Source organism: Streptomyces sp. NPDC104371 (assembly GCF_055583785.1).
In genome coordinates this window covers 183,151-208,517 of record NZ_JBVJNF010000007.1, presented here as the reverse complement: position 1 = coordinate 208,517, position 25,367 = coordinate 183,151, and the positions used below count along the sequence as shown (strand labels likewise).

The 25,367-nt window shown below is 70.1% G+C and carries 22 protein-coding genes, 1 tRNA gene and 3 pseudogenes; 14 read left to right on the top strand and 12 right to left on the bottom strand.

Annotated elements, in window-relative coordinates:
* Positions 1-57 precede the first annotated feature (57 nt).
* Genes mmsA through iolB form a run of 3 tightly spaced genes read right to left on the bottom strand, consistent with a single transcriptional unit; the run spans position 58 to position 4,372 of the window.
* Positions 58-1,560, bottom strand: coding sequence for a CoA-acylating methylmalonate-semialdehyde dehydrogenase (gene mmsA / locus ACZ60T_RS22755; protein ID WP_469667514.1), 1,503 nt, complete (start codon positions 1,558-1,560; stop codon positions 58-60).
* 14 nt (positions 1,561-1,574) lie between these two features.
* Positions 1,575-3,458: a 3D-(3,5/4)-trihydroxycyclohexane-1,2-dione acylhydrolase (decyclizing) gene (iolD, locus tag ACZ60T_RS22750; protein WP_469667513.1), complete on the bottom strand. Its 1,884-nt coding sequence runs from the start codon at positions 3,456-3,458 to the stop codon at positions 1,575-1,577.
* Positions 3,455-4,372, bottom strand: coding sequence for a 5-deoxy-glucuronate isomerase (gene iolB / locus ACZ60T_RS22745; RefSeq protein WP_469667511.1), 918 nt, complete (start codon positions 4,370-4,372; stop codon positions 3,455-3,457). The genes iolD and iolB overlap by 4 nt, the downstream gene beginning before the upstream one ends.
* A gap of 335 nt (positions 4,373-4,707) precedes the next feature.
* Here iolB and chpG point away from each other — a divergent pair, with 335 nt between their 5' ends.
* The 4 genes from chpG to ACZ60T_RS22725 all read left to right on the top strand — a co-directional run bounded on the left by chpG (position 4,708) and on the right by ACZ60T_RS22725 (position 6,851).
* Positions 4,708-4,947 (top strand): chaplin ChpG, encoded by a 240-nt coding sequence (gene chpG / locus ACZ60T_RS22740; protein ID WP_252421466.1) that lies wholly within the window; start codon positions 4,708-4,710, stop codon positions 4,945-4,947.
* A gap of 161 nt (positions 4,948-5,108) precedes the next feature.
* A complete protein-coding gene (locus ACZ60T_RS22735; protein ID WP_469667510.1) occupies positions 5,109-5,408 on the top strand; it encodes a hypothetical protein in 300 nt (99 codons plus the stop codon).
* A 160-nt stretch (positions 5,409-5,568) separates the two neighbouring features.
* Positions 5,569-6,075, top strand: a complete 507-nt coding sequence (locus ACZ60T_RS22730; RefSeq protein WP_469667509.1) for a DUF3515 family protein — start codon at positions 5,569-5,571, stop codon at positions 6,073-6,075.
* Positions 6,076-6,305: 230 nt separating this feature from the next.
* Complete coding sequence (locus ACZ60T_RS22725) at positions 6,306-6,851, top strand: DoxX family protein (RefSeq protein WP_469667507.1); 546 nt, start codon at positions 6,306-6,308, stop codon at positions 6,849-6,851.
* A gap of 141 nt (positions 6,852-6,992) precedes the next feature.
* Here ACZ60T_RS22725 and ACZ60T_RS22720 read toward each other — a convergent pair.
* A tRNA-Arg gene (locus tag ACZ60T_RS22720) sits at positions 6,993-7,068 on the bottom strand.
* Positions 7,069-7,339: 271 nt separating this feature from the next.
* Between ACZ60T_RS22720 and ACZ60T_RS22715 the strand changes: the two genes are divergently transcribed.
* From ACZ60T_RS22715 to ACZ60T_RS22700, 4 genes are all read left to right on the top strand, one after another.
* Positions 7,340-8,986, top strand: coding sequence for a dynamin family protein (locus tag ACZ60T_RS22715; RefSeq protein WP_469667506.1), 1,647 nt, complete (start codon positions 7,340-7,342; stop codon positions 8,984-8,986).
* A 4-nt stretch (positions 8,987-8,990) separates the two neighbouring features.
* Positions 8,991-10,994: a YfjP family GTPase gene (locus ACZ60T_RS22710; protein WP_469667505.1), complete on the top strand. Its 2,004-nt coding sequence runs from the start codon at positions 8,991-8,993 to the stop codon at positions 10,992-10,994.
* A gap of 269 nt (positions 10,995-11,263) precedes the next feature.
* Entirely contained in the window at positions 11,264-11,770 is a 507-nt protein-coding gene (locus ACZ60T_RS22705) for a single-stranded DNA-binding protein (protein ID WP_469667504.1), read from the top strand.
* Positions 11,771-12,054: 284 nt separating this feature from the next.
* Entirely contained in the window at positions 12,055-13,470 is a 1,416-nt protein-coding gene (locus ACZ60T_RS22700) for a Cys-Gln thioester bond-forming surface protein (protein ID WP_469667503.1), read from the top strand.
* Between the two features lie 245 nt (positions 13,471-13,715).
* Here ACZ60T_RS22700 and ACZ60T_RS22695 read toward each other — a convergent pair whose 3' ends face one another.
* Both ACZ60T_RS22695 and ACZ60T_RS22690 read right to left on the bottom strand, forming a co-directional pair.
* Positions 13,716-14,291 carry a hypothetical protein gene (locus ACZ60T_RS22695; RefSeq protein ID WP_469667502.1) on the bottom strand — a complete coding sequence of 192 codons (576 nt, stop codon included), beginning with the start codon at positions 14,289-14,291 and terminating at the stop codon, positions 13,716-13,718.
* Between the two features lie 172 nt (positions 14,292-14,463).
* Positions 14,464-14,769, bottom strand: a pseudogene (locus tag ACZ60T_RS22690) (tyrosine-type recombinase/integrase); the annotation flags it as partial.
* A gap of 169 nt (positions 14,770-14,938) precedes the next feature.
* On the opposite strand from ACZ60T_RS22690, the gene ACZ60T_RS22685 reads away from it, so the two are divergent.
* Positions 14,939-15,487, top strand: coding sequence for a DUF4145 domain-containing protein (locus ACZ60T_RS22685; protein WP_469667500.1), 549 nt, complete (start codon positions 14,939-14,941; stop codon positions 15,485-15,487).
* 892 nt (positions 15,488-16,379) lie between these two features.
* Here ACZ60T_RS22685 and ACZ60T_RS22680 read toward each other — a convergent pair.
* The 4 genes and pseudogenes from ACZ60T_RS22680 to ACZ60T_RS22665 form a co-directional block, all read right to left on the bottom strand.
* On the bottom strand, positions 16,380-16,682 hold the full coding sequence (locus ACZ60T_RS22680) for a hypothetical protein (protein WP_469667499.1): 303 nt from the start codon (positions 16,680-16,682) through the stop codon (positions 16,380-16,382).
* Positions 16,679-17,346, bottom strand: a pseudogene (locus ACZ60T_RS22675) (GntR family transcriptional regulator). The gene ACZ60T_RS22680 and the pseudogene ACZ60T_RS22675 overlap by 4 nt, the downstream one beginning before the upstream one ends.
* Positions 17,303-17,566, bottom strand: coding sequence for a hypothetical protein (locus tag ACZ60T_RS22670; RefSeq protein ID WP_469667498.1), 264 nt, complete (start codon positions 17,564-17,566; stop codon positions 17,303-17,305). The pseudogene ACZ60T_RS22675 and the gene ACZ60T_RS22670 overlap by 44 nt, the downstream one beginning before the upstream one ends.
* Positions 17,567-18,082: 516 nt before the next feature.
* Positions 18,083-18,332, bottom strand: a pseudogene (locus ACZ60T_RS22665) (hypothetical protein).
* Positions 18,333-18,390: 58 nt separating this feature from the next.
* Here ACZ60T_RS22665 and ACZ60T_RS22660 point away from each other — a divergent pair.
* The 4 genes from ACZ60T_RS22660 (at position 18,391) to ACZ60T_RS22645 (ending at position 22,189) form a co-directional block, all read left to right on the top strand.
* Positions 18,391-19,146 (top strand): GntR family transcriptional regulator, encoded by a 756-nt coding sequence (locus ACZ60T_RS22660; RefSeq protein ID WP_469667497.1) that lies wholly within the window; start codon positions 18,391-18,393, stop codon positions 19,144-19,146.
* Between the two features lie 282 nt (positions 19,147-19,428).
* On the top strand, positions 19,429-21,093 hold the full coding sequence (gene ettA, locus ACZ60T_RS22655; protein WP_365619027.1) for an energy-dependent translational throttle protein EttA: 1,665 nt from the start codon (positions 19,429-19,431) through the stop codon (positions 21,091-21,093).
* A 2-nt stretch (positions 21,094-21,095) separates the two neighbouring features.
* Entirely contained in the window at positions 21,096-21,506 is a 411-nt protein-coding gene (locus tag ACZ60T_RS22650) for an acyl-CoA thioesterase (RefSeq protein WP_365619030.1), read from the top strand.
* Complete coding sequence (locus tag ACZ60T_RS22645) at positions 21,503-22,189, top strand: DUF8185 domain-containing protein (RefSeq protein ID WP_469667496.1); 687 nt, start codon at positions 21,503-21,505, stop codon at positions 22,187-22,189. Before ACZ60T_RS22650 ends, ACZ60T_RS22645 begins: the two co-directional genes overlap by 4 nt.
* Before the next feature lie 23 nt (positions 22,190-22,212).
* On the opposite strand, the gene ACZ60T_RS22640 is transcribed toward ACZ60T_RS22645, so the two are convergent.
* The gene (locus ACZ60T_RS22640; RefSeq protein WP_469667495.1) at positions 22,213-22,626 is read right to left on the bottom strand and encodes a globin; all 414 of its coding nucleotides are present in this window, start codon (positions 22,624-22,626) and stop codon (positions 22,213-22,215) included.
* Positions 22,627-22,782: 156 nt separating this feature from the next.
* Between ACZ60T_RS22640 and ACZ60T_RS22635 the strand changes: the two genes are divergently transcribed.
* Positions 22,783-23,760, top strand: a complete 978-nt coding sequence (locus tag ACZ60T_RS22635) for a methyltransferase domain-containing protein (protein ID WP_469667493.1) — start codon at positions 22,783-22,785, stop codon at positions 23,758-23,760.
* A gap of 33 nt (positions 23,761-23,793) precedes the next feature.
* Here ACZ60T_RS22635 and ACZ60T_RS22630 read toward each other — a convergent pair whose 3' ends face one another.
* Complete coding sequence (locus ACZ60T_RS22630; protein ID WP_469667492.1) at positions 23,794-25,359, bottom strand: FHA domain-containing protein; 1,566 nt, start codon at positions 25,357-25,359, stop codon at positions 23,794-23,796.
* Between the last annotated feature and the right edge of the window lie 8 nt (positions 25,360-25,367).

The window sequence follows — 25,367 nt, the reverse complement described above, 5'->3', positions numbered from 1 at the left end:
AAAAAAATGTCAGGCCGTCCGATATTCGGACGGCCTGACGGGGGTTTCGGGTTACGCTCAGTGGTTGCGCGGGAACCCAAGGTCGACGCCCGCCGGGGCGTCCGCCGGGTCGGGCCAGCGGGTGGTGACGACCTTGCCGCGGGTGTAGAAGTGCGTGCCGTCGTTGCCGTAGATGTGGTGGTCGCCGAAGAGCGAGTCCTTCCAGCCACCGAAGGAGTGGTAGCCCACCGGCACCGGGATCGGGACGTTCACGCCGACCATGCCCGCCTCGATCTCCAACTGGAAGCGGCGGGCGGCGCCGCCGTCGCGGGTGAAGATCGCGGTGCCGTTGCCGAACGGCGAGGCGTTGATGAGGGCGACACCCTCGTCGTACGTCTCGGCGCGCAGCACGCACAGCACCGGGCCGAAGATCTCGTCCTGGTACGCCTTCGCCGTCGTCGGCACCTTGTCGAGGAGCGAGATGCCGATCCAGTGGCCGTCCTCGTAGCCGTCGACCGTGTAGCCGGTGCCGTCCAGGACGACCTCGGAGCCCTCCGCCGCGGCGCCCGCGACATAGGAGGCCACCTTGTCCCGGTGCACCTTGGTGATCAGCGGGCCCATCTCGGAGGCCGGGTCGTTGCCCGGACCGATCTTGATCTTCTCGGCGCGCTCGCGGATCTTCTCCACCAGCTCGTCGCCGATCGAACCGACCGCCACCACCGCGGAGATGGCCATGCAGCGCTCGCCCGCGGAGCCGTACGCCGCCGAGACCGCCGCGTCCGCCGCCGCGTCCAGGTCGGCGTCCGGGAGGACCAGCATGTGGTTCTTCGCGCCGCCCAGGGCCTGGACGCGCTTGCCGTTCGCGGAGGCCGTGGTGTGGATGTAGCGGGCGATCGGCGTCGAGCCGACGAAGGAGACCGCCTTGACGTCGGGGTGCTCCAGGAGCCGGTCGACGGCCACCTTGTCGCCGTGGACGATGTTGAAGACGCCGTCCGGCAGGCCCGCCTCGGCCAGCAGCTCGGCGACGCGCATCGCGGCCGAGGGGTCCTTCTCGGACGGCTTCAGCACGAACGTGTTGCCGCACGCGATGGCGATCGGGAACATCCACAGCGGGACCATCGCCGGGAAGTTGAACGGCGTGATGCCCGCGACGACACCCAGCGGCTGCCGGATCGAGGCCACGTCCACCCGGCTCGCCACCTGCGTGGACAGCTCGCCCTTGAGCTGGACGTTGATACCGCAGGCCAGGTCCACGATCTCCAGACCGCGGGCCACCTCACCGAGCGCGTCGCTGTGCACCTTGCCGTGCTCGGCGGTGATCAGCTCGGCGATCTCGTCGCGGTGCGCGTCGAGCAGCGCGCGGAACTTGAAGAGGATCGAGGTGCGCTGCGCCAGCGAGGACCGGCCCCAGGCCTCGTACGCCTCCTTGGCCGCCGCGACGGCCGCGTCCACCTCGTCGACGGTCGCGAAGGCGACCTTCGTGGTGACCGCGCCGGTCGCCGGGTCGGTCACCGGCCCGTACGTACCCGACGCGCCTTCGACGGTCTTCCCGCCGATCCAATGGTTGACGATCTTCGTCATGCCCAAGAACTCCTTCACAGATGGCGGCGTCGGGTCGAGACGTGCCGGTCGTACTCCTCGCGCGCCTTGACCGCCGACGAACGGGTCGCGGTCTCGGCCACGGGAACATCCCACCAGGCCTCACCCGAAGGCGCTCCCGACACTGTGTCTGCGGTTTCGGTCTCCACGTAGACACATGTGGGAGTGTCGGCGTCGCGGGCCTCGGTGAGGGCGGCACGCAGGTCCCCTACGGTCGTCGCGCGCAGGACGCGCATGCCGAGACTGGCCGCGTTGGCGGCCAGGTCCACGGGCAGCGGCGCCCCCGTGTACGTACCGTCCGCCGCCCGGAAGCGGTAGTCGGTGGCGAACCGCTCGGCGCCCACCGACTCCGACAGGCCGCCGATGGACGCGTACCCGTGGTTCTGCACCAGCAGGACCTTGATCGGGATCCGCTCCTGCACCGCGGTGACGATCTCCGTCGGCATCATCAGATACGTGCCGTCACCGACCAGCGCCCACACGGGACGGCCGGGCGCGGCGAGCGACACCCCGATCGCGGCGGGGATCTCGTAGCCCATGCACGAGTAGCCGTACTCGAGGTGGTACTGGTCGCGCGAGCGGGCCCGCCACAGCTTGTGCAGATCGCCGGGGAGGGAACCGGCCGCGTTGATGACGATGTCGGAGGCGTCCACCACGGCGTCCAGCGCCCCGATGACCTGCCGCTGCGTGGGCCGCGTGTCCGGCTGCCCGGCCGCGAGGCCGGCGTCCACCTGCCGCTCCCAGTTCCGCTTGCCCCGCGTGTACCGCGCGACGTACGCGGGGTCGACGCGGTGGCCGGGCGCCGCCAGCGCCTCGGTGAGCGCTTCGAGAGCGCCGCGCGCGTCGGCGACCAGTGGCAGTCCGGCGAGCTTGTGGCCGTCGTACGGGGCGATGTTGAGGTTGAGGAAGCGGACGCCGTCGCCGGTGAAGAGCGTGCCGGAGGCGGTGGTGAAGTCGGTGTAGCGGGTGCCGACGCCGATCACCAGGTCGGCGGCGCGGGCCAGTTCGTCGGCGACCGCCGTGCCGGTGTGGCCGATCCCGCCGACGTCCTGGGGGTGGTCCCAGCGCAGCGAGCCCTTCCCCGCCTGGGTGGAGGCGACCGGGATGCCGGTGGCCTCGGCGAAGCGGTCGAGGGCGTCCTCGGCGCGGCTGTGGTGGACGCCGCCCCCGGCCACGACGAGCGGGCGCCGGGCGGCGCGGATCGCCCGGACCGCCGCGGCCAGTTCCACCGGGTCGGCGCCCGGACGACGTACCGTCCAGGTCCGCTCGGCGAACAACTCCTCGGGCCAGTCGAAGGCTTCGGCCTGTACGTCCTGCGGCAGCGCGAGCGTGACCGCGCCCGTCTCGACCGGGTCCGTGAGGACGCGCATGGCCTGGAGAGCGGCCGGGATCAGCGCCTCGGGGCGGGTGATCCGGTCGAAGTACGCCGACACCGGGCGCAGACAGTCATTGACGGACACGTCCCCGGCGCGCGGGAACTCCAACTGCTGGAGCACCGGGTCCGCGGGGTGGGTGGCGAAGACGTCGCCGGGCAGCAGCAGCACCGGGAGGTGGTTGACCGTGGCCAGGGCGGCGCCCGTGACCAGGTTGGTCGCGCCGGGTCCGATGGAGGTCGTCACGGCGTGGGCGGACAGCCGGTTCGACTGCCGGGCGTACCCGACCGCCGCGTGCGCCATCGCCTGTTCGTTACGGCCCTGGTGATAGGGCATCACCGCGCCGTACTCGACCAGCGCCTGCCCGACCCCCGCGACGTTGCCGTGGCCGAAGACGCCCCAGGTCGCCGCGATCAGCCGCCGACGCTCGCCGTCCCGCTCGGTGTACTGGGCGGCGAGGAAGCGTACGAGCGCCTGGGCGACCGTGAGCCTCGTCGTCGAGGTCATCGGTATCTCCCCGTGCTGTCCAGGTGGTCCGGGTGGAAGCGGATCCGCCACTGGCGTTCCTCGCCCGGCCCGGCCATGACGTTCAAGTAGTACATCGTGTGGCCGGGCTGCGCGACGGACGGGCCGTGCCAGCCGTCGGGGACGAGTACGGCGTCACCGGTACGGACCTCGGCGAGGACGTCGGATCCGCCCTCGCGCGAGGGGAAGACGCGCTGGTACCCGAAGCCGTTCGGGCCCTCGATCTCGAAGTAGTAGATCTCCTCCAGCTCCGTCTCCTCGCCGGGCCGCGTCTCGTCGTGCTTGTGCGGCGGGTACGAGGACCAGTGGCCGCCGGGGGTGACGACCTCGACGGCGATGAGCTTGTCGCACGGGAAGGCGTCGGCCGCGGCGAAGTTGCGCACCTGGCGGGCGCAGTCGCCGCTGCCGCGGTCTTCGACGGGAACCTCCGGCGCGGGGCCGTAGCGGGCGGGGAGTCGTCGCTCGCACTTCGCTCCTGCCAGGGCGAAGCGGCCTCCCACGCCGGAGGCGATCTGGACCCGGGCGTCGCGGGGCACGTACGCGAAGTCGGACGCCCCCGCGAACACGCTGTCCCTGCCCAGGAGTTGGAGCTTCACATCCTCTGTGTGCACCGTACAGCCGCCCTGGAGGGGGAGCACGATCCACTCGCTGTCGCCGGTCGCGAAGGTGTGTGTGCCACCGGGACGGAGACGCAGGATCCGCAGGGCGGAGTGGCGCCAGTGCGCTCGCGCGGGGTCGATGTGGAGGACGTAGTCGGGGGTCGCGGTGGTGCCGTGGGGGAGGTACAGCTCTGCCCTCTCCGAGGGCGCCTCGCGAGGAGCGTGCGTCTCGCGGGGAGCGTGCGACCCCGTCCCTTCGACCTGCTCGCGCCCCTCGAACCCCTCGAACTCCGTCATTCGAGTTCCCCTCACATCGGCTGCCCCCAGGTCTAGCCGCGCCCCGGGAACCCTGTCAATATTTTGTCCGGACATTCGGACCAGTCCTGAACCGATCCCGCGTCGACCCTGAATCGGTCCCGGATCGGCCTCGGATCGGCCTCGGATCGGTCATTGCGCCGAGCCGATGTCACTCCGTCGAGGGACGAGGAGGGGCGGGATGTGTCGTAGAGGTCAAGCCCGGCAATTCAGTGGATCACCCCTTCGGGGGCGCAACTCGGGCGCGAGCCACGCGTTGACTCAGGCGTCGGGCATCCCGCCCGGCCGTTATGACGAACCCCAAGGAGCATCTCTCCATGTTGCGTATCGCCAAGGGCCTGGCCCTGACCACCGTTGCCGCTGCGGCCGTGGCGGGCACCGCCGGCATCGCTGCCGCCGACAGCGGCGCCGAGGCTGCTGCGGCCCACTCCCCGGGCGTCCTGTCGGGCAACGTCGTCGAGGTCCCGATCCACGTCCCGGTCAACGTGTGCGGAAACACGATCGACGTCATCGGCGTGCTGAACCCCGCGTTCGGCAACACCTGCGCCAACCACTGACGTTCGCGCGAACCCTGCCGCCGGCCGTCTCCCTCCGGGGAGGCGGCCGGTCGGCGTGTCAGGGCATGGGGTTTCCGTAGCCCCGAGGGCTCGTTAGCAGGGCGCAGCACCACCCCCTCGGCGACGCGAGTCGCCACAGAGATGAAGAGAGAAGGAACACGATGAAGTCGACGAAGCCGCTCAAGGCCGCCGCTGTCCTTGCCGGATCCCTGGTCGTCGCCGGTGCCGCGGCCCCCGCCTTCGCCGCGGACGCGTCGAGCCCCGTGCCCGCCGGTCTGGGCGGCGCGCTGGAGACCCTCACCTCCCAGCGGAACCTCGACGTACGTCACTTCCAGCATCAGTCCGACGCCCTGAGCACCGAGAACAAGCAGTCGGTCCTCCACACCGTGAACACGACGACGGCCCGCCTCAACCAGCAGGGTGCGGGCCGACTGCTGGGCGGTCTCCCTCTCCAGGGCTGATGAACCGACGTCGGCTCGACCGTGGTCCCGCTCACCCTGGGGGTCTCTCGATGCCGCCCCGGGGTGCGGGCCGGGCGGAGGGGGGTGGAGGGGGCAGGGGATGATGGGCCGGGCGCGGGAGTGCCGCTCCTAGTTCATCCCCGACAGGTATGGATCGATCATGCGAGTTGCCGGTGCGTGGTTAGGTCGGTTCGGCACGAAGCGCCGACGCTGGACGGCCCTCGGCGCGACAGTACTGATATCGGTGTCCGGATATGTCTTCGTCGACGCCCACAGAATCGACTCCGCCCCCTTCGCGAGCGACGCGAAGTGCGACACGGTCCTGGACCGACTGCCTGAAGAGGTTCTCTCGAATTCCCGGGACTGGGTGATAGGCGAGGGAACCGCGGCCTGGGGAGGACGGAAGCTGACCCTCCGATGCGGGGTTCCCGAACTCGATCCCACCACCGACCTGTGCGTCAGTGCCGACGGCGTCGACTGGGTTCTTGACGAAGCGACCCTGAAGGAGACGGGCAAGAGCGTGCTCACCACTTACGGCCGCTCGCCCGCGATCGAAGTGACGTACTCGGGGCGTCGCGAGAACGCGGGTGACGTCCTGACGTCGTTGACGTCTTCGGTCGACTGGATCCCGCAGCGTTCACGGTGCCTCGACTTGAACGACGTGTAGGCCGAAGTCGTCGTGCGCAGAGCATGACGGAAGCCTGGTGCCGGCCGGACAGCCCTGGAGCCTCCCCTTGATCATCGGGGAGCGCCCGGGGCTTCGCCATGTCTGGTGGAACGCGGCGCCCTCAGGGCGAGTGGAGAAATCATTGAAGTTTCACGCATCGGCTATGCTGGGACAGGAGCTTGAATGTTCAAGTGATTAGTCTCCTCCCACTCAGAAGGATCTGCCTCCCCATGGCTCCCACGCTCGCCCGCTCCACCGCCTCCCCCTCCGTCGCAACCGAGGGCACCTCGCCGCACGCCTACGACGTCGGGTTGCTGATTGTCCGCATTGTCCTCGGCCTGACCGTCGCAGCGCACGGTGCGCAGAAGCTCTTCGGCTGGTTCGGCGGCGGCGGCCTCAAGGGCACCGGCCAGTTCTTCACGATGAGCGGCTACCCCTCGGGCGAGACGATGGCCGCGATCGCCGGACTGAGCGAGACCCTCGGCGGGCTCGGCCTGGTGTTCGGCCTGTTGACGCCGCTTGCCGGCGCCGCTGTCCTCGGCACGATGATCAACGCTCTGGCCGTCAAGTGGGGCGGCGGCTTCTTCGCTCCGCAGGGCGTCGAGTACGAGGTTCTGCTGGCCGCCGGTGCGGCCGGACTCGCCCTCACCGGGCCCGGCAGGATCGCCGCCGACCGCTTCCTGCCCGGACTGCGCGCGCACCGGCTGGTCTACGGAGCCGCCGCTGTGGCACTTGCCGTCGTGCTCGCCGGCCTCGTCCTGCTCATTCGCAACTGAGCCGCCGCCGCTCCCCGCGATGCCTCGCCGGACAGCCCCGGAGCCTTCCCTTGATCGTCGGGGGAGTGCCCGGGGCTTCGCCGTGTCCGGTGGAACGCGCTCTGGTCAGCAAAGAGCCCTCCCGGTCGGGAGAGCGTCGCGTGGCGCCCCCGGCAGGACTCGAACCTGCGGCCAAGCGCTTAGAAGGCGCCTGCTCTATCCACTGAGCTACGGGGGCCGGTGTGGTGGCTGGTCTGTGTGGTGACCGGGTGTGGGTCGATCCGTGACCTTGCCGGGGACAAGGATAGAGGTCCCTGGCCCTTGTCCTGCGCGCTTCGCCTCCGTGGCTCGATGTGGAGGTTCGGTGAAGCGGTCCCGATAATCGCAGGCAGGTGCGAATCACGCATCGCTTTTGACGCCTCGCGCTCCGGGTGTTGTGTACTCGTTATGCCTGCGTCCCAGTCGTCCCTTCCGTCCGCTGTGTCCTGTCGGCGCGCAGACGGCTCCATATGCTTCAGAAACCATCCAAAGTTGGGCATTCTTCGCATGTGCTGACCTTGGATGTACGGCCTCAGCTTCTCAACGCACTCTCCGCCCTGCGCGACCGCGTCGCCGCGGCACGCTTCCCGCTGCCCCTGGCCGGGGCGCCCGGCGCGCGTGCCCACCGTGACGAGCTTCTCGCGCAGCTCGACGACTATGTGGTGCCCCGGCTGAGAGAACCCGACGCGCCCTTGCTGGCCGTCGTCGGCGGATCCACCGGGGCCGGCAAGTCGACTCTCGTCAACTCCCTTGTGGGCCGCAAGGTCAGCGAGGCCGGTGTGCTGCGGCCCACCACCCGCGTGCCCGTGCTCGTCTGCCATCCCCAGGACCACCACTGGTTCGGCGACCGGCGCGTCCTGCCTGGCCTCTCCCGGGTATGGGTGCCCCGGCAGGAGACCGGCGACGAACCGCACGGAGTCGTCGACCACGAGGACCGTGTCCTGCGCGTCGAGACCGCCGACACGGTTCCGCAGGGGCTCGCCCTCCTGGACGCCCCCGACATCGACTCCCTGGTCGCCGGGAACCGGACCCTCGCCGCCGAGCTGATCTGCGCCGCCGACATCTGGATCCTGGTCACGACGGCCGCCCGGTACGCCGACGCCGTCCCCTGGCATCTGCTGCGGACCGCCAAGGAACATCAGGCGACCTTCGTCACCGTGCTCGACCGGGTCCCGCACCAGGTCGTCTCCGAGGTCTCCCAGCAGTACGGCGCCCTGCTCGACAAGGCCGGGCTCGGCGATGTGCCGCGCTTCACCGTGCCCGAGCTGCCCGAGTCGGCCTGGGGCGGGGGGCTGCTGCCCGCCACCGCCGTCGCACCCCTGCGCGCCTGGCTCACGACACAGGTGCAGGACCCCGCCGCCCGACAGGTCGCCGTGACCCGTACCGCGCACGGCGCCCTGGACTCCCTCAAGTCCCGCATGCCCGAACTGGCCGGGGCCGCCGCCGCCCAGTACGCCGCCGCGCTGCGGCTCACCGCCGCCGTCGACACCGCGTACGACAGCGAGTACGCGCGCGTGCGGGAGCGTCTGCGGGCCGGGGCCGTCCTCGCCGGTGAGGCGCTGAAGCGGTGGCGCAGCTATCCGGTCGACTGCACCGCCGGTGAACTGATGGACGCCCTTGTCGAGAGCCTCGGCACCCTGCTGCTGTGCGCGGTCACGGCCGCCGACGAGCACGTCGACGAGGCCTGGCGCGACGAATCAGCCGCGGGCGCGCCCGCGTTGATGAACCACGATCCGATCCTGGACAGCGCCGAGCACCGCATCGGGATGACCGTACGACGCTGGCGGCGCGTCCTCGAGGAGTACGCGGAGGACACCGTACGCGATCTCGACAAGGGCAACGCCCCGGACGCCGAGGTGGTCGCGGCCCTGGTCGCCACGGCTCTCCTGGGCGGACACCGGGCTCGCGAGGCGGGCGAGAGGCTCGCCGAGCGGATCGGCGTGCAAGGGGCGCTGCGGCTGAGCGACCGCGCCACCCGCCTGCTCGCCGAGTACCTCGAACGGGCGCTGCGCACCGAGCGCGAGCGCCGCCTCGCCCCCCTCGACGCCCTCGACGTCCGCGCCGAGCCCCAGGCCGAACTCATCGCCGCGCTGTCCGTACTGGAGAAGGAGAGGTGAGCCGGTGACTGCCGTCACTGACCACACCGACCGTTCCGAGCATCCCCAGCGTCCTCAGGGGGAGCCCTCGGACGAGCCCGCTTCCCTCGACGAGGCCGCCGCCCCCGACGGGGGAGACGACGACGCACGCGCGCGCGTGGGGCGTGCCGCAGGGCACGTCGGCGTCTCGGATTCGGGTCCCGACTTGGATTCGGGTTCGGATGACGGGGGTGTGGAGGCGGTCGTCGGTGCGGCGACCGGGTCCGTACCCGTACCCGTACGCGCGGGCGACGATCCGGTGGCCCCCGCCGGGACCGTCTGGGACGACGGGCTGATCGCCCGGCGCATGCCCGCGACGGCCTCCGAGGCGGCCGTCGAGCACGAGGCGGTCGCGATCGTGGAACCCCGCGGCAGGGCCGTACGCCAGCCCGAACCCCTGGCCTACGAAGCGCCCCTGCGATCGCGGCTGGACGCGTTGCACGAACTGGTGGGCCTGTCACGGACCCGGCTGGACAGTGACACGCTCGCCGAGGCGGGCCGGGTCCTGGACACGGCGGCCGAGCGCCGCAGGCTCTCCGGGGAGCACACCGTGGTCGCCGTCGCGGGCGCCACCGGCAGTGGCAAGTCGACGCTCTTCAACGCACTTGCCGGAGTGGCCATTTCGGAGACCGGCGTCCGCAGGCCGACCACCGCCACGCCCATCGCGTGCAGTTGGAGCGACGGCGCCGGACCCCTCATCGACCGGCTCGGCATCCCGGGGAGGCTGCGCCGTCGCCCCGTACCGACCCCCGACGGCGAGGCGCCGCTGGGCGGGCTCGTCCTGATCGACCTGCCCGACCACGACTCCGCGGCCGTACGGCACCGGGAGGAGGTCGACCGCGTCCTCGCGCTCGTCGACGCGGTCATCTGGGTCGTCGACCCCGAGAAGTACGCCGACGCCGTCCTCCACGAGCGCTATCTGCGGCCTCTCGCCAGGCATGCCGAGATCATGTTCGTCGTCCTCAACCAGGTGGACCGGCTGCCCGGGGAGGCCGCCGACCATGTGCTCGACGATCTGCGCCGGCTGCTCGACAGCGACGGGATCGCCCTCGGGGAGTACGGAGAGCCGGGCGCGACCGTGCTCGCGCTGTCCGCGCTCACCGGGGAAGGCGTGGGCGAACTGCGCGAGGTGCTCGGGCAGTTCGTGGCGGAGCGCGGGGCCGCCGCGCGTCGCGTCGCCGCCGATGTGGACGGGGCCGCCGCCCGGCTGCGGCCCGTCTACGCGGCAGGTCAGCGCATGGGCCTGACCGAGGAGGCGCGCGAGGAGTTCGCCGAGCGGCTGGCGGACGCGGTGGGCGCGACCGCCGCGGGCGAGGCCGCCGAGCGTGCCTGGCTGCGCGACGCCGGGCGTGCGTGCGGCACGCCCTGGCTGCGGCTCTGGCGGTGGTGCAGGCACCGTAACGACCCCGCCACGGGACGGCTGTCGGTGCCCGCGTCCGCGGACGCGGAGGCGACCGCCCGGCAGCGCGTGGAGCAGGCCGTACGGACGGTGGCGGACCACGCCGCGAGCGGGCTGCCCGCGCCCTGGGCCCAGGCGGTGCGCGAGGCCGCGGCGCGCGGCGCGCGGGAGCTGCCGGAGGCGCTGGACGAACTGGCGGCGCGGGTCGCCACGCCGCCGGAGCGCCCGCCCCGGCCCGGCTGGTGGCCCGCCACCGTGCTCGCCCAGGCGTCGATGACGCTCTTCCAAGTCGTCGGCACGCTGTGGTTGTTGGGGCAGGCCTTGGGGCTCATGTCGCCGAACCTGGGGGTGCCGGTGCTGCTGATGGCGCTCGGTGTGGTCGGCGGCCCGGCCATCGAGTGGAGCTGCCGGATGGCCGCGCGCGCCCCGGCCCGGCGGTACGGGCTCGAGACGGAACGGCGCTTGCGGGACGCGGCCGCCGGGTGCGGGCGGGCCTGGGTGCTGGATCCGGTGGCGGCGGAGCTGTTGCGGTACCGGGAGGTCCGGGAGCAGTACGCGAAGGTCACGGGGGTGGGGGCGCGGGTGGGGTGAGCCTGTCCTGCGCTGTTTTGCCGCTGGACAGCGCAGCGGCGGAGAGTCTCGTTCGGGTGGCGGAGTTGTCCACAACCGGGCGGTAGCCCACAGCGCTCAGCGGGCTCGGGCCGACGGAGGCAGTCTGATCTCACGGCGATCGCGACGAGCGCGGTCGTCGGAGCGGCGGCGGTGTGCGCCAGGGCGCGACCGCCGCGGCAGACGCAGCCGTACGGGACGGGCCCGTACGCGTTCTGACCCGGCACGGGAGCCGGGGTGAGGGAGGGGCTGTGAACGAGACGATGGTGTGTGTGGTCGGCAACGTGGCCACGCAACCGGTGTACCTGGAGTCGGCGACGGGGCCCACGGCGCGCTTCCGGCTGGCGGTGACGGCGCGGTACCTGGACCGAGGGAAGAACGTGTGGACCGACGGGCACACGAACTTCTTCACGGTGTGGGCCCGGCGCTCCCTCGCCACGAACGTCGCGGCATCCGTGTCCGTGGGTGATCCGCTCGTCGTGCAGGGGCGGTTGAAGGTACGCAGCGAGCAGCGCGAGGGGCAGGGCTGGTTGTCGGCGGACCTCGACGCGGCGGCGATCGGCCATGATCTGTCGCGCGGCACCTCCGCCTTCCGCCGGTCCGCCAGGCCCGAGGGGCGACCCGGGCCGCAGCTCGGGACGTCGGCGCAGCCCGAGCCCACCTGGGAGACGGCACCGGCAGGTCGGCAGGAGACGAGGGACGAGCCGAGGACATCGGCGGAACCCCAACCCGGCCTGGAACCAGCCGAAGTGACGTGACGTCAGCCACGTCCGAAGGCTCGTTCGCCCTTCTTGCCCCCTCCGTCGGCTATGAGGGGTTGTGTAGGCCGAAGTACGAAGAATCCCTATGGATTTGTCGATAAGCACAGGTCGCAAACAGGGGGAGCGATAACGATTCCGAGTCGGATCGGCGATCCGACTATGTGATCGGGAGGTGGGGTGTGGGGCCTCCTTAGGATGCCGGACATAGCTCTCGGGGCTTCTGATTCTGCTGGCGGGACCGTGCCCCCCATGCCAACGGGTCCTGCTCGAAGGGGAATTCTGTGCTTTCTTCGCTTTCCGCGCCGTCCGTGCGCAGGCGCGGGGCTGTCCGCCTCGCCGACGCGGCGCTGGTGTCCGGACTCCTCGCGGCGGGCCTGCTGGCCACCGCGGGCGTGGCGGTCGCCGACGGGACACCGCAGAGCGGGGGCGGCGCGACGGCGACCATCGGCGGCCTCAAGACCTACGGCACCGCGGTCATCCACGACGGGGACGCGAACGAGCAAGTACCGGCAGGCCTGTTCGAGATGTCCGTCGACAACGGCGGCACCCTGCAGACCTACTGCATCGACCTCCACACCCCGACACAGAAGGACGCCCGGTACCACGAGACGCCCTGGAGCGGTACGTCGCTGAGCGGCAACAAGAACGCGGGCAAGATCCGTTGGATCCTGCAGAACTCCTATCCGCAGGTGAACGATCTGGCGGAGCTGGCGGCCAAGGCCGGGGCCAAGGGGCTCACCGAGCAGGACGCGGCGGCCGGCACCCAGGTGGCGATCTGGCGGTACTCGGACGGCGCGGACGTGGACGCGGTCGATCCGCGGGCGGAGAAGCTCGCGGACTACCTGGAGGAGAACGCGCGCACCCTCGCGGAGCCGGCCGCCTCCCTGACCCTCGACCCGCCCGCGGTCTCGGGTCACCCCGGTGAGCGGCTCGGTCCGGTCACGGTGCACACGAACGCGGACAGTGCCACGGTGAGGCCGCCGGCCGATGCCATGGCGAGCGGTGTGAAGATCGTCGACAAGCGCGGCAAGGCGGTCACGTCCGCGACCGACGGCAGCCGGATCTATGTCGAGGTGCCCAAGGAGGCGCAGGACGGCTGGGTCGAGCTGTCCGTGCAGGCGTCGACCACTGTGCCGGTCGGGCGGGCCTTCGTCTCGGAGACCCGCAGCCAGACGCAGATACTCGCCGGTTCCAGCGAATCGACCGTCTCGGCCACGGCGACGGCGAACTGGGCCGTGGCGGGCGCGATACCCGCGCTGTCGGCCGTGCAGGACTGCGCCAAGAGCGCGGTGGACATCACCGCGGTGAACAAGGGCGACGAGCCGTTCACGTTCGCGCTGATGGGGACCGAGTACAGCATCCCGGCGGGCAAGTCGCAGACGGTGGCGATCCCGTTGCAGGAGGACCAGGCGTACGACTTCACGGTCAAGGGGCCGGGCGGCTACCAGAAGCGGTTCAAGGGCGTCCTCGACTGCAAGACCGAGGGACGTACGGCCAACCTGACCACGCAGACGGTCAGCGAGCCCAGCCCGGCCACGGGGGGCGCCGCGGCGCCCACGGACACGGACACCAACCTCGCCGAGACGGGCACGTCGAGCGCGACCCCGCTCATCGCGGGCACGGCCATCGGCCTGGTGGTGATCGGCGGCGCCGCCCTCCTCCTGGTCCGCGCGAAGAAGACACCGAAGCGGGACTGAGCGGACGACTTCGGCCACAAGGCGACCGACCGTGACGACCGCGCTGCGGTTCGTGACGGCCGGGGGCCGGGTCACACCCCGTGGGCCGGACTCGTTTTCGTCTTGGGGTGGCGGTCAGGCAAGATGGGGTGTTACTTGCCACGAGAGGGCATGAGTAGGCCCCTTACCAGCGGTTTCTTCGCCAATGAGGGGCCGTGCCAGGCGGTTTGGGCCGCCTCTGGGCCGTTGAGTGGGGGAGCGGCGCTTCAGGGGCCGATTGCGGGTGGCTCACCCACGATGCTTCCGAGGCCGAGGTCGGCGCGCATCACGGCGCGTACCTTGTCCCATCGCTCCCAAAGCCGAACGAAGTCTGTCCGTATTTCGTCGAATGACCCATCCGGCTCCGGATTCCCTTCTTCCAGGCACATGGTCCGTCGGTAGACCCTGGACAGCGCGCTCGTCATCCCATCTAGCTCGGCCAAAACCGCTACGGAAGCGACCAACTGAGCCTCGGCGAAAACGGAGTGGTGGTCGCGTCGGGCCTCCTCGACCAGCTCACGTGCATCCGGTGTGACAGCCCCTTTGTGTACAGTCCACAGGAAGTTCATGAGGTGGGTTCGGTAGCGCCGGAAGGACGCGTTGACTTGCATGTAGCCTTCGCGTCGGCGGTTCAGTTCAGCTACTTGCTGCTCGCGGTGCCACTGAGCGTCAGCAGCCTGCTGCTGACGCTCGAACTGTTCCGATTGAACGCGAGCCAGGAGACGTTGCGAGAGGACAGAGGCAACAAGTGTGCCTGTGACACCAACTACCGCGGCGGCCAATCCGATGAGCGCGCTTCCCATGTAACCCCCTGACTGGTGACAGGACTACGTCAGCGGCATCCTGCCCGCAGTGCGGCGGCTGCGAATGTCCTTTTGTGCCCTTGCTTCATCGTCGTCCCCCGCTTGCGGGTACACCGAGCGAGGGCGCAAAGAGGCCCCTCATCAGCAGGCTTCCTGCCGATGAGGGGCTGTCTTAGGCAGCGTTGGCCGTCTTCGGGCTGTCGTGAGCGTGACCGGCGGCCCGGTACATCGCGGAAACCGCCTTCCGGGTCCGGGCCTCGCTGGACGGCATGAGGTGCGTGTAGACGCGGAGGGTGAACCCCGGGTCGCTGTGGCCGAGGTAGAGGCTCAGGGCCTTGATGTTCTCCCCGGCGTCCAGGAGGACCGAGGCGTAGAAGTGGCGAAGGGCGTGCATGCCGTGTTCGCGGGCCGCTGCGTAGCGCTGACCCTTGTCGGGCGTCGGGATGATGCTGGCGGATGCCAGCGCAGGCTTCCACGCCCGACGCGCCGGAAGCTTACGGGGCCATGATCACTCGCCCCAAAGCAGCTCCAGCCCAAAGCCGCTCCACCGACCTGGTGCGCGCTAGGCTCAGCAGGCGGACGCACCGGATTCGGGGGCAGGTATGAGCCAAGTTATGCGGTTACTCGAGTGCCCACACTGCGATGAAGTGTCCCTTTTTGAGGAGTGGGTCATAGATCGCGATGTGAGGCCAGACGAAGATGTCCATCCAGATGACTACAAACTCTGGGGTTGCCTGAAATGCAAACAACCCCAGCTCTGGAAAGAGTCCGACTCGGAGGAATCTCAACGATTGTGGCCGCAGGTCGCCACACTGGCTCAGGGCATCCCAGCGTCGATAGCGCGTGAGATGATGGAAGCGCGTGCATGCTTCGATGCCAAGCTGTACACGGCTGCTGCCGTCATGGTCCGCCGTACGCTGGAAGGCATGTGCATCGAGCAGGGTACGCAGAAGAAAGCCCTCTTCCAGGCACTCCAGGAACTCCGCGATGACGGAAAGATCGAGGGCCGCCTCTTCGACTGGGCGCAGGCGCTGCGAGTACTAGGCAACCAAGGCGCGCACTTCAGCGAGGAATCGGTGAACCGGGAAGACGCAGCGGATGCATTGTCCCTTGCCGAGGCTCTACTGAACTACATTTACGTATTCACAGCTAAGTACGAGGAATTTCAGAACCGTAGGAAGTCGCCAGCAAACTGAGTTCTCATCCACGGCTGACATCAACGACACCGGACGGGGGCGTACATCGGCGACTCTGCCCGGCCGTCCCACCAGTCGCCGACCGCAGCCGAAGCGGGGCCGGATCGAACTCCTAAAGCGGTGCTCTGAAAGAGCAGGCGCCTCGAAAAGTGTGACAGAGGGTGTCACTCACAGGGGCGGAACTGTGGAACAAGGGATCATGACTGCTCTCGTGGCAATCGTCGGAACGTGCACGGGCATGGTGGGTGCTCTCGGTGCCGCGCGACTGAACGGCACTATGCAACGCCGCTCGCAGCACGAGCACTGGCGGCGAGACGGGCGGCGGCAAGCGTACGCAGCTTTCGTGGAGGCGGCGGTGGATTACGGTGAAGCCATCGGCGCCGTTCACGCGTGCGTGGCGCCGCCGGTGATCAGCCCAGGGTGGAAACGGCAGAGCTGCGCAGGCGAGTTGTCGAGATGAGGCCAGCGACGAGCAAGGCACTGGCTCTGGTGTTGGTCGAGGGACCTGAGGATGTGGTCCTTGCGGCTCACCAAGCGGTGCGGACCATGACCGCCTGGGCATGTAAGACCGGCGTGCACCCCCCTGAGCACCCTTTAGCAGTCTCTCGTTCGGTGCAGAACGTGCTCCGTGACGGTCCGACTGACCCCGACGGCCTGTCTGATGTGGCCTGGGTGCGTATTCGAGAGTTCGAAGCGTGTGCCCGGAAGGCTCTGGACCATCCGCTGTAGTCCACTTGGTGCGTGCACAGAGTGGGCGCGGGCACACAGCCCATGGACCGTCGGGAACGGGCAATTGACGGGGAGAGAAGTCCAGTGCCCTGTCTGTGCTTCTCTCCCCGTGAGCGCTGACCGGTAGGTCGTCGTCGACAATCGCGACTCCCCGATCGTCTCTTCAGGAGCTGTGAGGTTCGTTCACCGCCAGGAGGTGACCGCGGCTGGTAGCTACACGGAGCACGTCTCGCAAGGCCCCGGTCAGCTCCTTTGCTAGAAGTTGCAGTTCCTCCAGGTCCGCGTCCTCGTCGCCGAGAGTTTCCGAGGCCTGTTTCAGTAGTTCGGCCGCCATCCCGAGTTGCACCGCTTCGATGTTGTCCGCCAGGCGGGACATGTGTCCGTCTCTGTCATCGGTGCTGAGGTAGCAGGGCTTGCCTTCCGGCCCCGACCATGGGAGAAGCCGCAGCTCGTTTCGGGCTGTCATCCTTGCGTCTGCCTCTCGTCGATCACATGGTGGGTGGTGAAGACCGCGTCGACGCGGTCCCCCGGGAACACCAGGAGCGCGGCTTCAACGACGCGCCCAGCGCTGTCGGGAGACGGGCGCACACCGTCTCCCGAACCTCCGCCGGCCGTGGGCTCAACACCACAAAGCTCGCGGCCTCTCCCGCGCATGAGGCTCCGTCGCCGGGCACTACGGTCAGCGCCAAGTCGCTCGGGACGTAGATGCGGGCGAGGCTGTGCGGTGTCTCCCCGTCGTAGCTGATGCCGAGGAACTCGGTCAGCGGGCTGCCGTCCCGCACCCTCAACAGGGTTGTCAGGTGCCCGTGCGCCCGGATCTCGGTGGTGCGGACGATGACGTGCAGAGCCGCTTCAGCAGCGGTCCACGGGGCCAGCGTGCCCCAGCCGCCGACGTACGTGATCTTGCGGAGAGGGCACCGGACGAAGTTCCCTTTGCCGTGGATCTTCTCGACGAGACCCTCCCGCTCAAGCACTGCGAGAGCGCTCCGCAGCGTCGATGTACTGACCCTGTAACCGGCCAGTTCGCTCTCAGACAGAAGGCGTTCGCCGACCCTGATGCGACCGGTACGAATCTGGTGACGGAGGTCATCGGCGATGTCGTGATGGCGAGAAGTCACGGACTCGGTCACCCCTTCGCAGCATTCGCACGGCGACGAGACGGGTCCGTGTGTGCATGGTCAGCAGCTCGCCCGACTCGAACAGGAGCCGCTCGGCGCCGTGGGGCAATTGGTAGAGGTCGCTCACCCGGCACGCTCGGCCACCGACCTGGATGACGTCGCCGCGCTGGACGGTGGTCGAGGTGATCTCGACGGTGGATCCCAGCATGCCGCTGGGCGCCCATTCCCTCACCGCTCCACCCTCGCTGGCTGGTTGAACATTGAGTGGCAGGAGCAGTCACATACCTCGTAGACCACCGGAAGATCGATTGGTGCTACAGCCGGGGAGTCCTCCGTGCAGGCGTGGTGCGTACCGATCCGGCATTAGATCGATCGGTAGGAGGAGGCCTCCGCGTCCGTGATGTGGGGCTGTTGGTGAGAAGGCATCAGGCGACCCCCGCGAGGGCCGACCAGGCTTCAGCGGGTAGACGGTGAGCTACGACCATCGAGCGCCGCCGGACGCGCTTCTCCCAGGCCAGCACGTACGGGCGGACGAGTGCGATGTCCTCGCCCGCGAGGGAGTTCGTGTGGTCCGCGCGGTCCGGTCCAGTTCCCGGGCGACCATCGACCTGTCAGCGAGCGCATGGGGTGCGAAGGCGGCCATCGGCCGGGAGGGGGTTAAGGGGCGGCGATGCCGGCCCTTGGGGAAGTCCCTCTCTCTGGCGAGCGTGACGGCACGGCGGATACGGTTGAACACGCTGATCAGCTCCTATCGCTGATGGCTCGGTCCCCCGACATCGCCCGTCGCGGGGACCGCTTTGCGTACGACCGCCCAAGAGAGTGCGGTCATTCAGGCTGGTGGCGTGAAACCCGAATCGATCGGCCTCCCGCCATGACTCGGCGGAGAACGCTTCCGGCACCTCCGCTTCGACCGACGTGTATCGGGCGTGCTCCTCCACGCGTGCGGGGAGCCCGACGGTGGACAGCCGGGCGGGGCACAGGGCAGCCTCCGTCACCAGCGATCACTTTCAGTGAAGCTAGTTAACTAGACTAGGGCTAGTGGACTAGATTTTCCATATGCCTGAGCAGCCGCCCTATCTCCGTATCGCTGACGAACTCCGGCGGCGGATCGCGGAACACGTATGGGAGCCGGGGGACCGTCTGCCCTCCCGTGCCCAGATCGGCCAGGAGTGCGGCGTGGGTGAGAACGTGGTGCGCCGGGCACAGGAACTGCTGATCTCCCAGGGCGTGTTGGAGGGTCGTGCCGGTTCCGGGACGTACGTCGCCGAGCCCCGGCAGAAGGTGCGGGTCGTTCGTTCAGCGATGCGCGAGCACCCCGACGGATCTCCGTTCCGTGCCGACATGAAGGCCTTGGGCAAGCAGGGGGACTGGGAGAGCCGGACCGACGCCAAGATCCCGGCGCCAGCGGAGATCGCGGCCCGTCTCGGTATCGCCGAGGGTGATCTGTGCGTCCGCACGACGTACGAGTTCCTCGCCGACAGCCGACCGGTGCAACTCTCGACGAGTTGGGAACCGTACGACCTCACCGCCGGCACCCTCGTCGTCCTCCCCGAGGGAGGGCCCCACGCGGGGGCGGGTGTCGTGAACCGCATGGCCGCGATCGGCGTCACCGTCAGCCATGCCGTGGAGCAGCCGGAGCCGAGGCAGGCGACCGCGGAGGAGGCGTCGATACTCGGCATCCAGAAGGCCGCGCTTGTCACGCACATCCGGCGGACGTACTACAGCGACCAGGGACGGCCCGTGGAGACGGCGGACATCGTGGTGCCCGCCGCGCACTGCGAGATCGTCTACGAGATCCCGATCAACCGATAGCCGACAGTCGATGGCGAGCCCGCCCTGGACGCTCGATGGGTCTGGTCCGGGGCATTGCCTCCGGCGCTCGATCGGTGCCCCGCACTGGGCCGTCTCTGGGCCGTGCGAGGGTGCCCGAGGTCGATCGTTGATGACCGACGGCGACAGGTGCGGCGGAGGTGTCGGGCGAGAAACCCCAGGTCAGGGGCGCTCAAGCTAGCGAGTTTCCTTCATAGGGTGGCGGTCAGGCAAGATGGGGTGTATCTGCCCACTGCCAGATTTCAAGCTGCCGGACGGTTTCTCTTGGCTGAGTTCATTTACACCATGCGCAAGGCGCGCAAGGCGCACGGCGACAAGGTGATTCTCGACGACGTCACCCTGAGCTTCTACCCGGGTGCGAAGATCGGCGTCGTCGGCCCGAACGGCGCCGGTAAGTCGACCGTCCTCAAGATCATGGCTGGTCTCGAGCAGCCGTCGAACGGTGACGCCTTCCTCTCTCCCGGCTACAGCGTCGGCATCCTGCTCCAGGAGCCCCCGCTGAACGAGGAGAAGACCGTTCTGGAGAACGTCCAGGAGGGTGTCGCCGAGATCAAGGGCAAGCTCGACCGGTTCAACGAGATCGCCGAGCAGATGGCGGTCGAGTACACCGACGAGCTGATGGAGGAGATGGGCAAGCTCCAGGAGGACCTCGACCACGCCAACGCGTGGGACCTGGACTCCCAGTTGGAGCAGGCCATGGACGCCCTCGGCTGCCCGCCCGGCGACTGGCCCGTCACCACCCTCTCCGGTGGCGAGAAGCGCCGCGTCGCGCTGTGCAAGCTCCTGCTGGAGCAGCCCGACCTGCTGCTGCTCGACGAGCCCACCAACCACCTCGACGCCGAGTCCGTGAACTGGCTGGAGCAGCATCTGGCCAAGTACCCGGGCACCGTCGTCGCGGTCACCCACGACCGGTACTTCCTGGACAACGTCGCGGGCTGGATCTGCGAGGTGGACCGCGGTCGCCTCCACGGCTACGAGGGCAACTACTCCAAGTACCTCGAGACCAAGGCCGCCCGCCTCAAGGTCGAGGGCCAGAAGGACGCCAAGCGGCAGAAGCGCCTCAAGGACGAGCTGGAGTGGGTCCGCTCCAACGCCAAGGGGCGGCAGGCCAAGTCCAAGGCGCGACTGGCCCGTTACGAGGAGATGGCCGCCGAGGCCGACAAGATGCGGAAGCTGGACTTCGAGGAGATCCAGATCCCGCCGGGCCCGCGCCTGGGCAGCATCGTGGTCGAGGTGGACCAGCTCAACAAGGCCTTCGGCGAGAAGGTCCTCGTGGACAACCTCAGCTTCACGCTGCCGCGCAACGGCATCGTCGGTGTCATCGGTCCGAACGGCGCGGGCAAGACCACGCTGTTCAAGATGATCCAGGGCCTGGAGCAGCCCGACACCGGTTCGATCAAGGTCGGCGAGACCGTCAAGATCTCGTACGTCGACCAGAGCCGCGAGAACATCGACCCGAAGAAGACGCTGTGGGAGGTCGTCTCCGACGGCCTGGACTACATCAACGTCGGCCATGTCGAGATGCCCTCGCGCGCGTACGTCTCCGCGTTCGGCTTCAAGGGCCCGGACCAGCAGAAGCCGGCCGGTGTCCTGTCCGGCGGTGAGCGCAACCGCCTCAACCTCGCGCTCACGCTGAAGCAGGGCGGCAACCTGCTGCTGCTCGACGAGCCGACCAACGACCTGGACGTCGAGACGCTGTCCTCGCTCGAGAACGCCCTTCTGGAGTTCCCGGGCTGTGCCGTCGTCGTCTCCCACGACCGGTGGTTCCTGGACCGCGTGGCCACGCACATCCTCGCCTACGAGGGCGAGTCCAAGTGGTTCTGGTTCGAGGGCAACTTCGAGTCGTACGAGAAGAACAAGGTCGAGCGGCTCGGCCCGGACGCCGCCCGCCCGCACCGTGCCTCCTACAAGAAGCTGACCCGGGGCTGATCTTGCGGCACATCTACCGCTGCCCGCTGCGCTGGGCGGACATGGACGCCTACGGGCACGTCAACAACGTCGTGTTCCTCCGCTACCTGGAGGAGGCCCGTATCGACTTCCTGTTCCGCCCGGACAAGGATTTCCAGCAGGGGTCCGTGGTGGCGCGCCATGAGATCGACTACAAGCGGCAGTTGGTCCACCGGCACAGGCCGGTGGACATCGAGCTGTGGGTCACGGAGATCAAGGCGGCGTCCTTCACGCTCGCCTACGAGGTCAAGGACCCGGACCAGGTCTATGTCCGGGCCTCGACGGTGATCGTGCCGTTCGACTTCGCGGCGCAGCGACCGCGCCGGATCACCGCGGAGGAACGCGAGTTCCTCCGGGAGTACACGGACGACAAGGAGGAGGCCGTCGCCGCATGACGGTGCTCCAGCTCACCGATGACCGGGAGGCGGCGGACCTGGCCGCCTTCCTGGCCCGGCTGATCCACTACGACCGCGGCGCCGCCGTACGCCTCCAGGCGACCGGTACGGCGCTCGCGGTGTTCGGGCGACCGCCGTCGTTCGAGGTGCTCGCCATCCGTACGGTGCGGCTCGCCAAGCCGTACGAGGACGGGCTCGACACCCGGCTCGACGTGACCGTGTCGGCCGGTGAGCTGCTGGAGTCCCTGGACGAGGCGGCGGCCACGGCGGTCGTACCGGCCGCCGTCACCGGGCCGCCGTGGGCCGGGGTCCTGCCCCCGCGCGGCGGCTGGCGGACCGTACCGCATCTGCCGTCGCCCGACGCGCTGCGGGCGGCCGTGGCCGCGGCGGTGGCCGAATTCCGGGCGCGGGCACGGGAGTTGGCGCCCGAGCGGCGGACGCGCGCCGCACTCGACCGGATCGGCCGGGAGATCTGGTCCCGCACGGTGGCCGACACGGGGCTTCCGGTGCGGGCCCTGCACGCCGCGCAGTCGCTGGGCTTCCTGCGCCCCGCCGCACCGGCATCCGGCGACGAGTCCGTGGCGCTGTTCTCTTCGGACGCGTGGCTTCGGCTGCGCACCCCGTACGGGTCGATCGCCGTACGGGGCGGCGGACTCGGCGTCCTGGACATCAGCGTCCGCTGACCCCCGGTCGGCCCGGACACGGCTCAGTCCGGCGCGTTCACCATCGCCTTGGCCGCGTACGTCAGGTAGTTCCACAGCGTCTGCTCGTGCTCCTCGGCGAGGCCGAGTTCGTCTATGGCGTCCCGCATGTGCTTCAGCCAGGCGTCGTGCGCGGCCTTGTTCACCGTGAACGGGACATGGCGCATGCGCAGTCGGGGATGGCCGCGCTTCTCGCCGTACGTCGTCGGGCCGCCCCAGTACTGGATCAGGAACAGCACGAGGCGCTCCTCGGCCGGACCCAGGTCCTCCTCCGGGTACATGGGCCGCAGGACCGGGTCCTCGGCGACTCCCTCGTAGAAACGGTGAACGAGTCGGCGGAAGGTCTCCTCCCCGCCGACAAGCTCGTAGAAGGTCTGCTCCTGAAGCGTGCCGCGCCGAATCTCTGTCACGTCATCCATGGTCTCAGACGCCCCGACGGAGGACTTCGGGCGGAGGACTTTCGGCCGAGGGGCTCGGGCGCTCGGGTCGCTCGGGCCGCTCGGGTCGAGAGGGGCTCGCGCCGCGGACTTCCGGTGCGAGTCGCTCGCGGTCCTCGTCCGCAGCACAGTGGAGACATGACCGCGCGCGCTCCCGACCACGATCTGGAGACCCTCGCCACATCCGCGCGGGCGCACCTCGTCCAGGAGATCGACGCGAGCGGCGCCTGGGCCGCCGATCCCGTCTGGCGGGAGGCGTTCACGGCGGTGCCGCGCCATCTCTTCGTACCCTCCTACTACCTCCCCGACCCCGCGGGCGGGTACGAGCGCCGCTGGGGCGGCGACCCCGATCCGCGGCGCCGGGAGGAGTGGCTGCGCGGCGCGTACGACGACACCCCGCTCGCCACCCGGGTACGCGACGGCGAGCTGCTCTCCTCCAGCAGCCAGCCCTCCCTGATGGCCATGATGCTGACCGAGCTGCGGGTCGAGGACGGGAACGCCGTGCTGGAGATCGGCGCGGGTACCGGGTACAACGCGGCCCTGCTCGCCCACCGCCTCGGCGACGACCTGGTCACCACCGTCGATCTCGACCCGGAGATCACCGAGTCCGCCCGGCAGCACCTGAGGGCCGCGGGCCACCACCCGGTCGTGGTCACGGGCGACGGCGCGCGCGGGGTACCGGCCCGCGCGCCGTACGACCGGATCATCGCGACGTGCGCGCTGCGGACGATCCCCGGGGCGTGGCCTGCCCAGTGCCGTCCGGGTGCGCGCATCCTCGCGCCCTGCGCGACCGGGCTCATCGCCCTGCGGGTACGGGACGCGCGGCGGGCCGAGGGGCGCTTCCTGCCCACGCCCGCCTACTTCGTCCCGCTGCGCGGCTCCGCCCGGCCCGAGCCGCCGTCTCTCGGCGGGCTGCCGCGCCGGGCCCGGAACAACGACCTCTTCCGGTTCCTGCTGGAGCTGACGGCGGGCGGCCTCGACCCGTACGACGCGTACACGCTGTGGGAACGCGAGGGGCGGCCCGCGCGTGAGCGGTACGGGATCACGGTCAGCGGCGAGGAGTCCTGGGCCTGGCTGGACACCCCGCAGGGGCCGTACGCCTGGCCCCTGCCGTGACGCCGTCCCCTGCCGTGATCGCCCGTCCCGGCCTCAGCTCCGGCGGATCGTGATCGTCGTCCACGCGCCCACGTGCACCTGGTCCCCGTCGTGGAGGGGCACCGGCACGAAGGGCTGGATGGGCTCCTCGCCGCCGTTGACCGTCGTCCCGTTCGTGGAGTTCTGGTCGACGACCGCCCAGGTGCCGTCCGGCTGCTGGACCAGGACCGCGTGCTGGTGCGAGACGCCCGGGTCCTCCGGCGGCACCGACAGATCGATGTCGGGGGTGTCGCCGGTGGAGTGGCGGCGGCGGCCGATGGTGATCTGCTGGCCGGTGAGCGCGCGCTGCTGCTCCGGGGAGTACGCGGGCAGGTTCAGGCCCGCGGCCTCGGGGCCGGAGCGCTGCATCATCGCCATGAAGTACTCGCGGTCCGGAGCGACGGTCGCGGTCCACGTCCCCGGCTGTCCCTCGTGGGGGCGGGGCGGGGTGTGGCCGGAGGCGGGCTGCGCGGCGCCGAAGCCGCCGCCGTGCTGACCGCCGCCGGAACCGCCGCCGGGCGCCCCGGTCGCCGTGGACGAGGGCGGGGAGAGCACCCAGTCGTCGTCACCGCCGCCGAAGGCGGGGCCGGGCCCAGGCCCGTCCGGCTGCTGCGGAGCGGGCGGCGGGAAGCCCTGGACCGGCGGCGGGGGAGGCGGGCCGGGCCGCTGGAACGAGGGAGCGGGCGGCGGGCCGCCCTGCTGGAAGGCCTGGGGAGCCGCGGGTGCGCCGTTCTGAGGAGCACCGGGGCCGCCGCCCGGACCGCCGGGGCCGCTGGAACCACCCGGACCACCGGGATTGCCGTGACTACCGGGATTGCCGGGACCGCCAGGGCCACCGAAGTTGCCCGGACCACCGGGACCACCGGGACCGCCGTGACCACCGGGATTGCCCGGACCACCGGGACCGCCAGGGCCACCGAAGTTGCCCGGACCACCAGGACCCCCAGGGCCACCGAAGTTGCCCGGACCACCGGGACCGCCGTGACCACCAGGTCCGCCCGGACCCCCAGGGCCACCGGGACCCCCCGGCGTAGGCCCAGGCGGCGGCGGAACCGGTCGCGAAGGGTCGGAGCCGAACGCGGGCGGGCGCGAGGCGTTCCCGCCGAAGGGCGCGGGACCGGACGGCTCGCCACCGAACGACGGGCCGGGCGGGATCGGTTCGGCGGGACGGTTCACCTGCGAGGGCCGCGAGCCCTGGTAGTCGTACCCCTCATGGCCGGGCTGCGCGAACTGCGCCGCCGGGTTCGGGGCCGACGGGCGCGGTGCCGCCGGGGTGTACGAGGTCGCCTTGTTGGTCAGGAAGTTCCACCGGCACTCCTCGCAGAACGGGGCGCCGCCCTCGCGGGGCGTGCGGCACTGCGGGCACAGCTCCGGCTCGCGGCCCGGCGCACCGGGCATCGGCGGCCGTCCCGCGCCCTGCCCCGGCACACCCGGCGGGGGCGAACCCGGCGCCGGATAGCCGTAACCCGCGCCGGGCGGCGGCGGTGGCGGGGGTGGGGGCACGGCACCGGCCATACGGTGACCACAGACCTCGCACCAGTCGTCGGAACCCGACTGGTGTCCGTTCGGGCAGGTCGGCATGTCGGCGC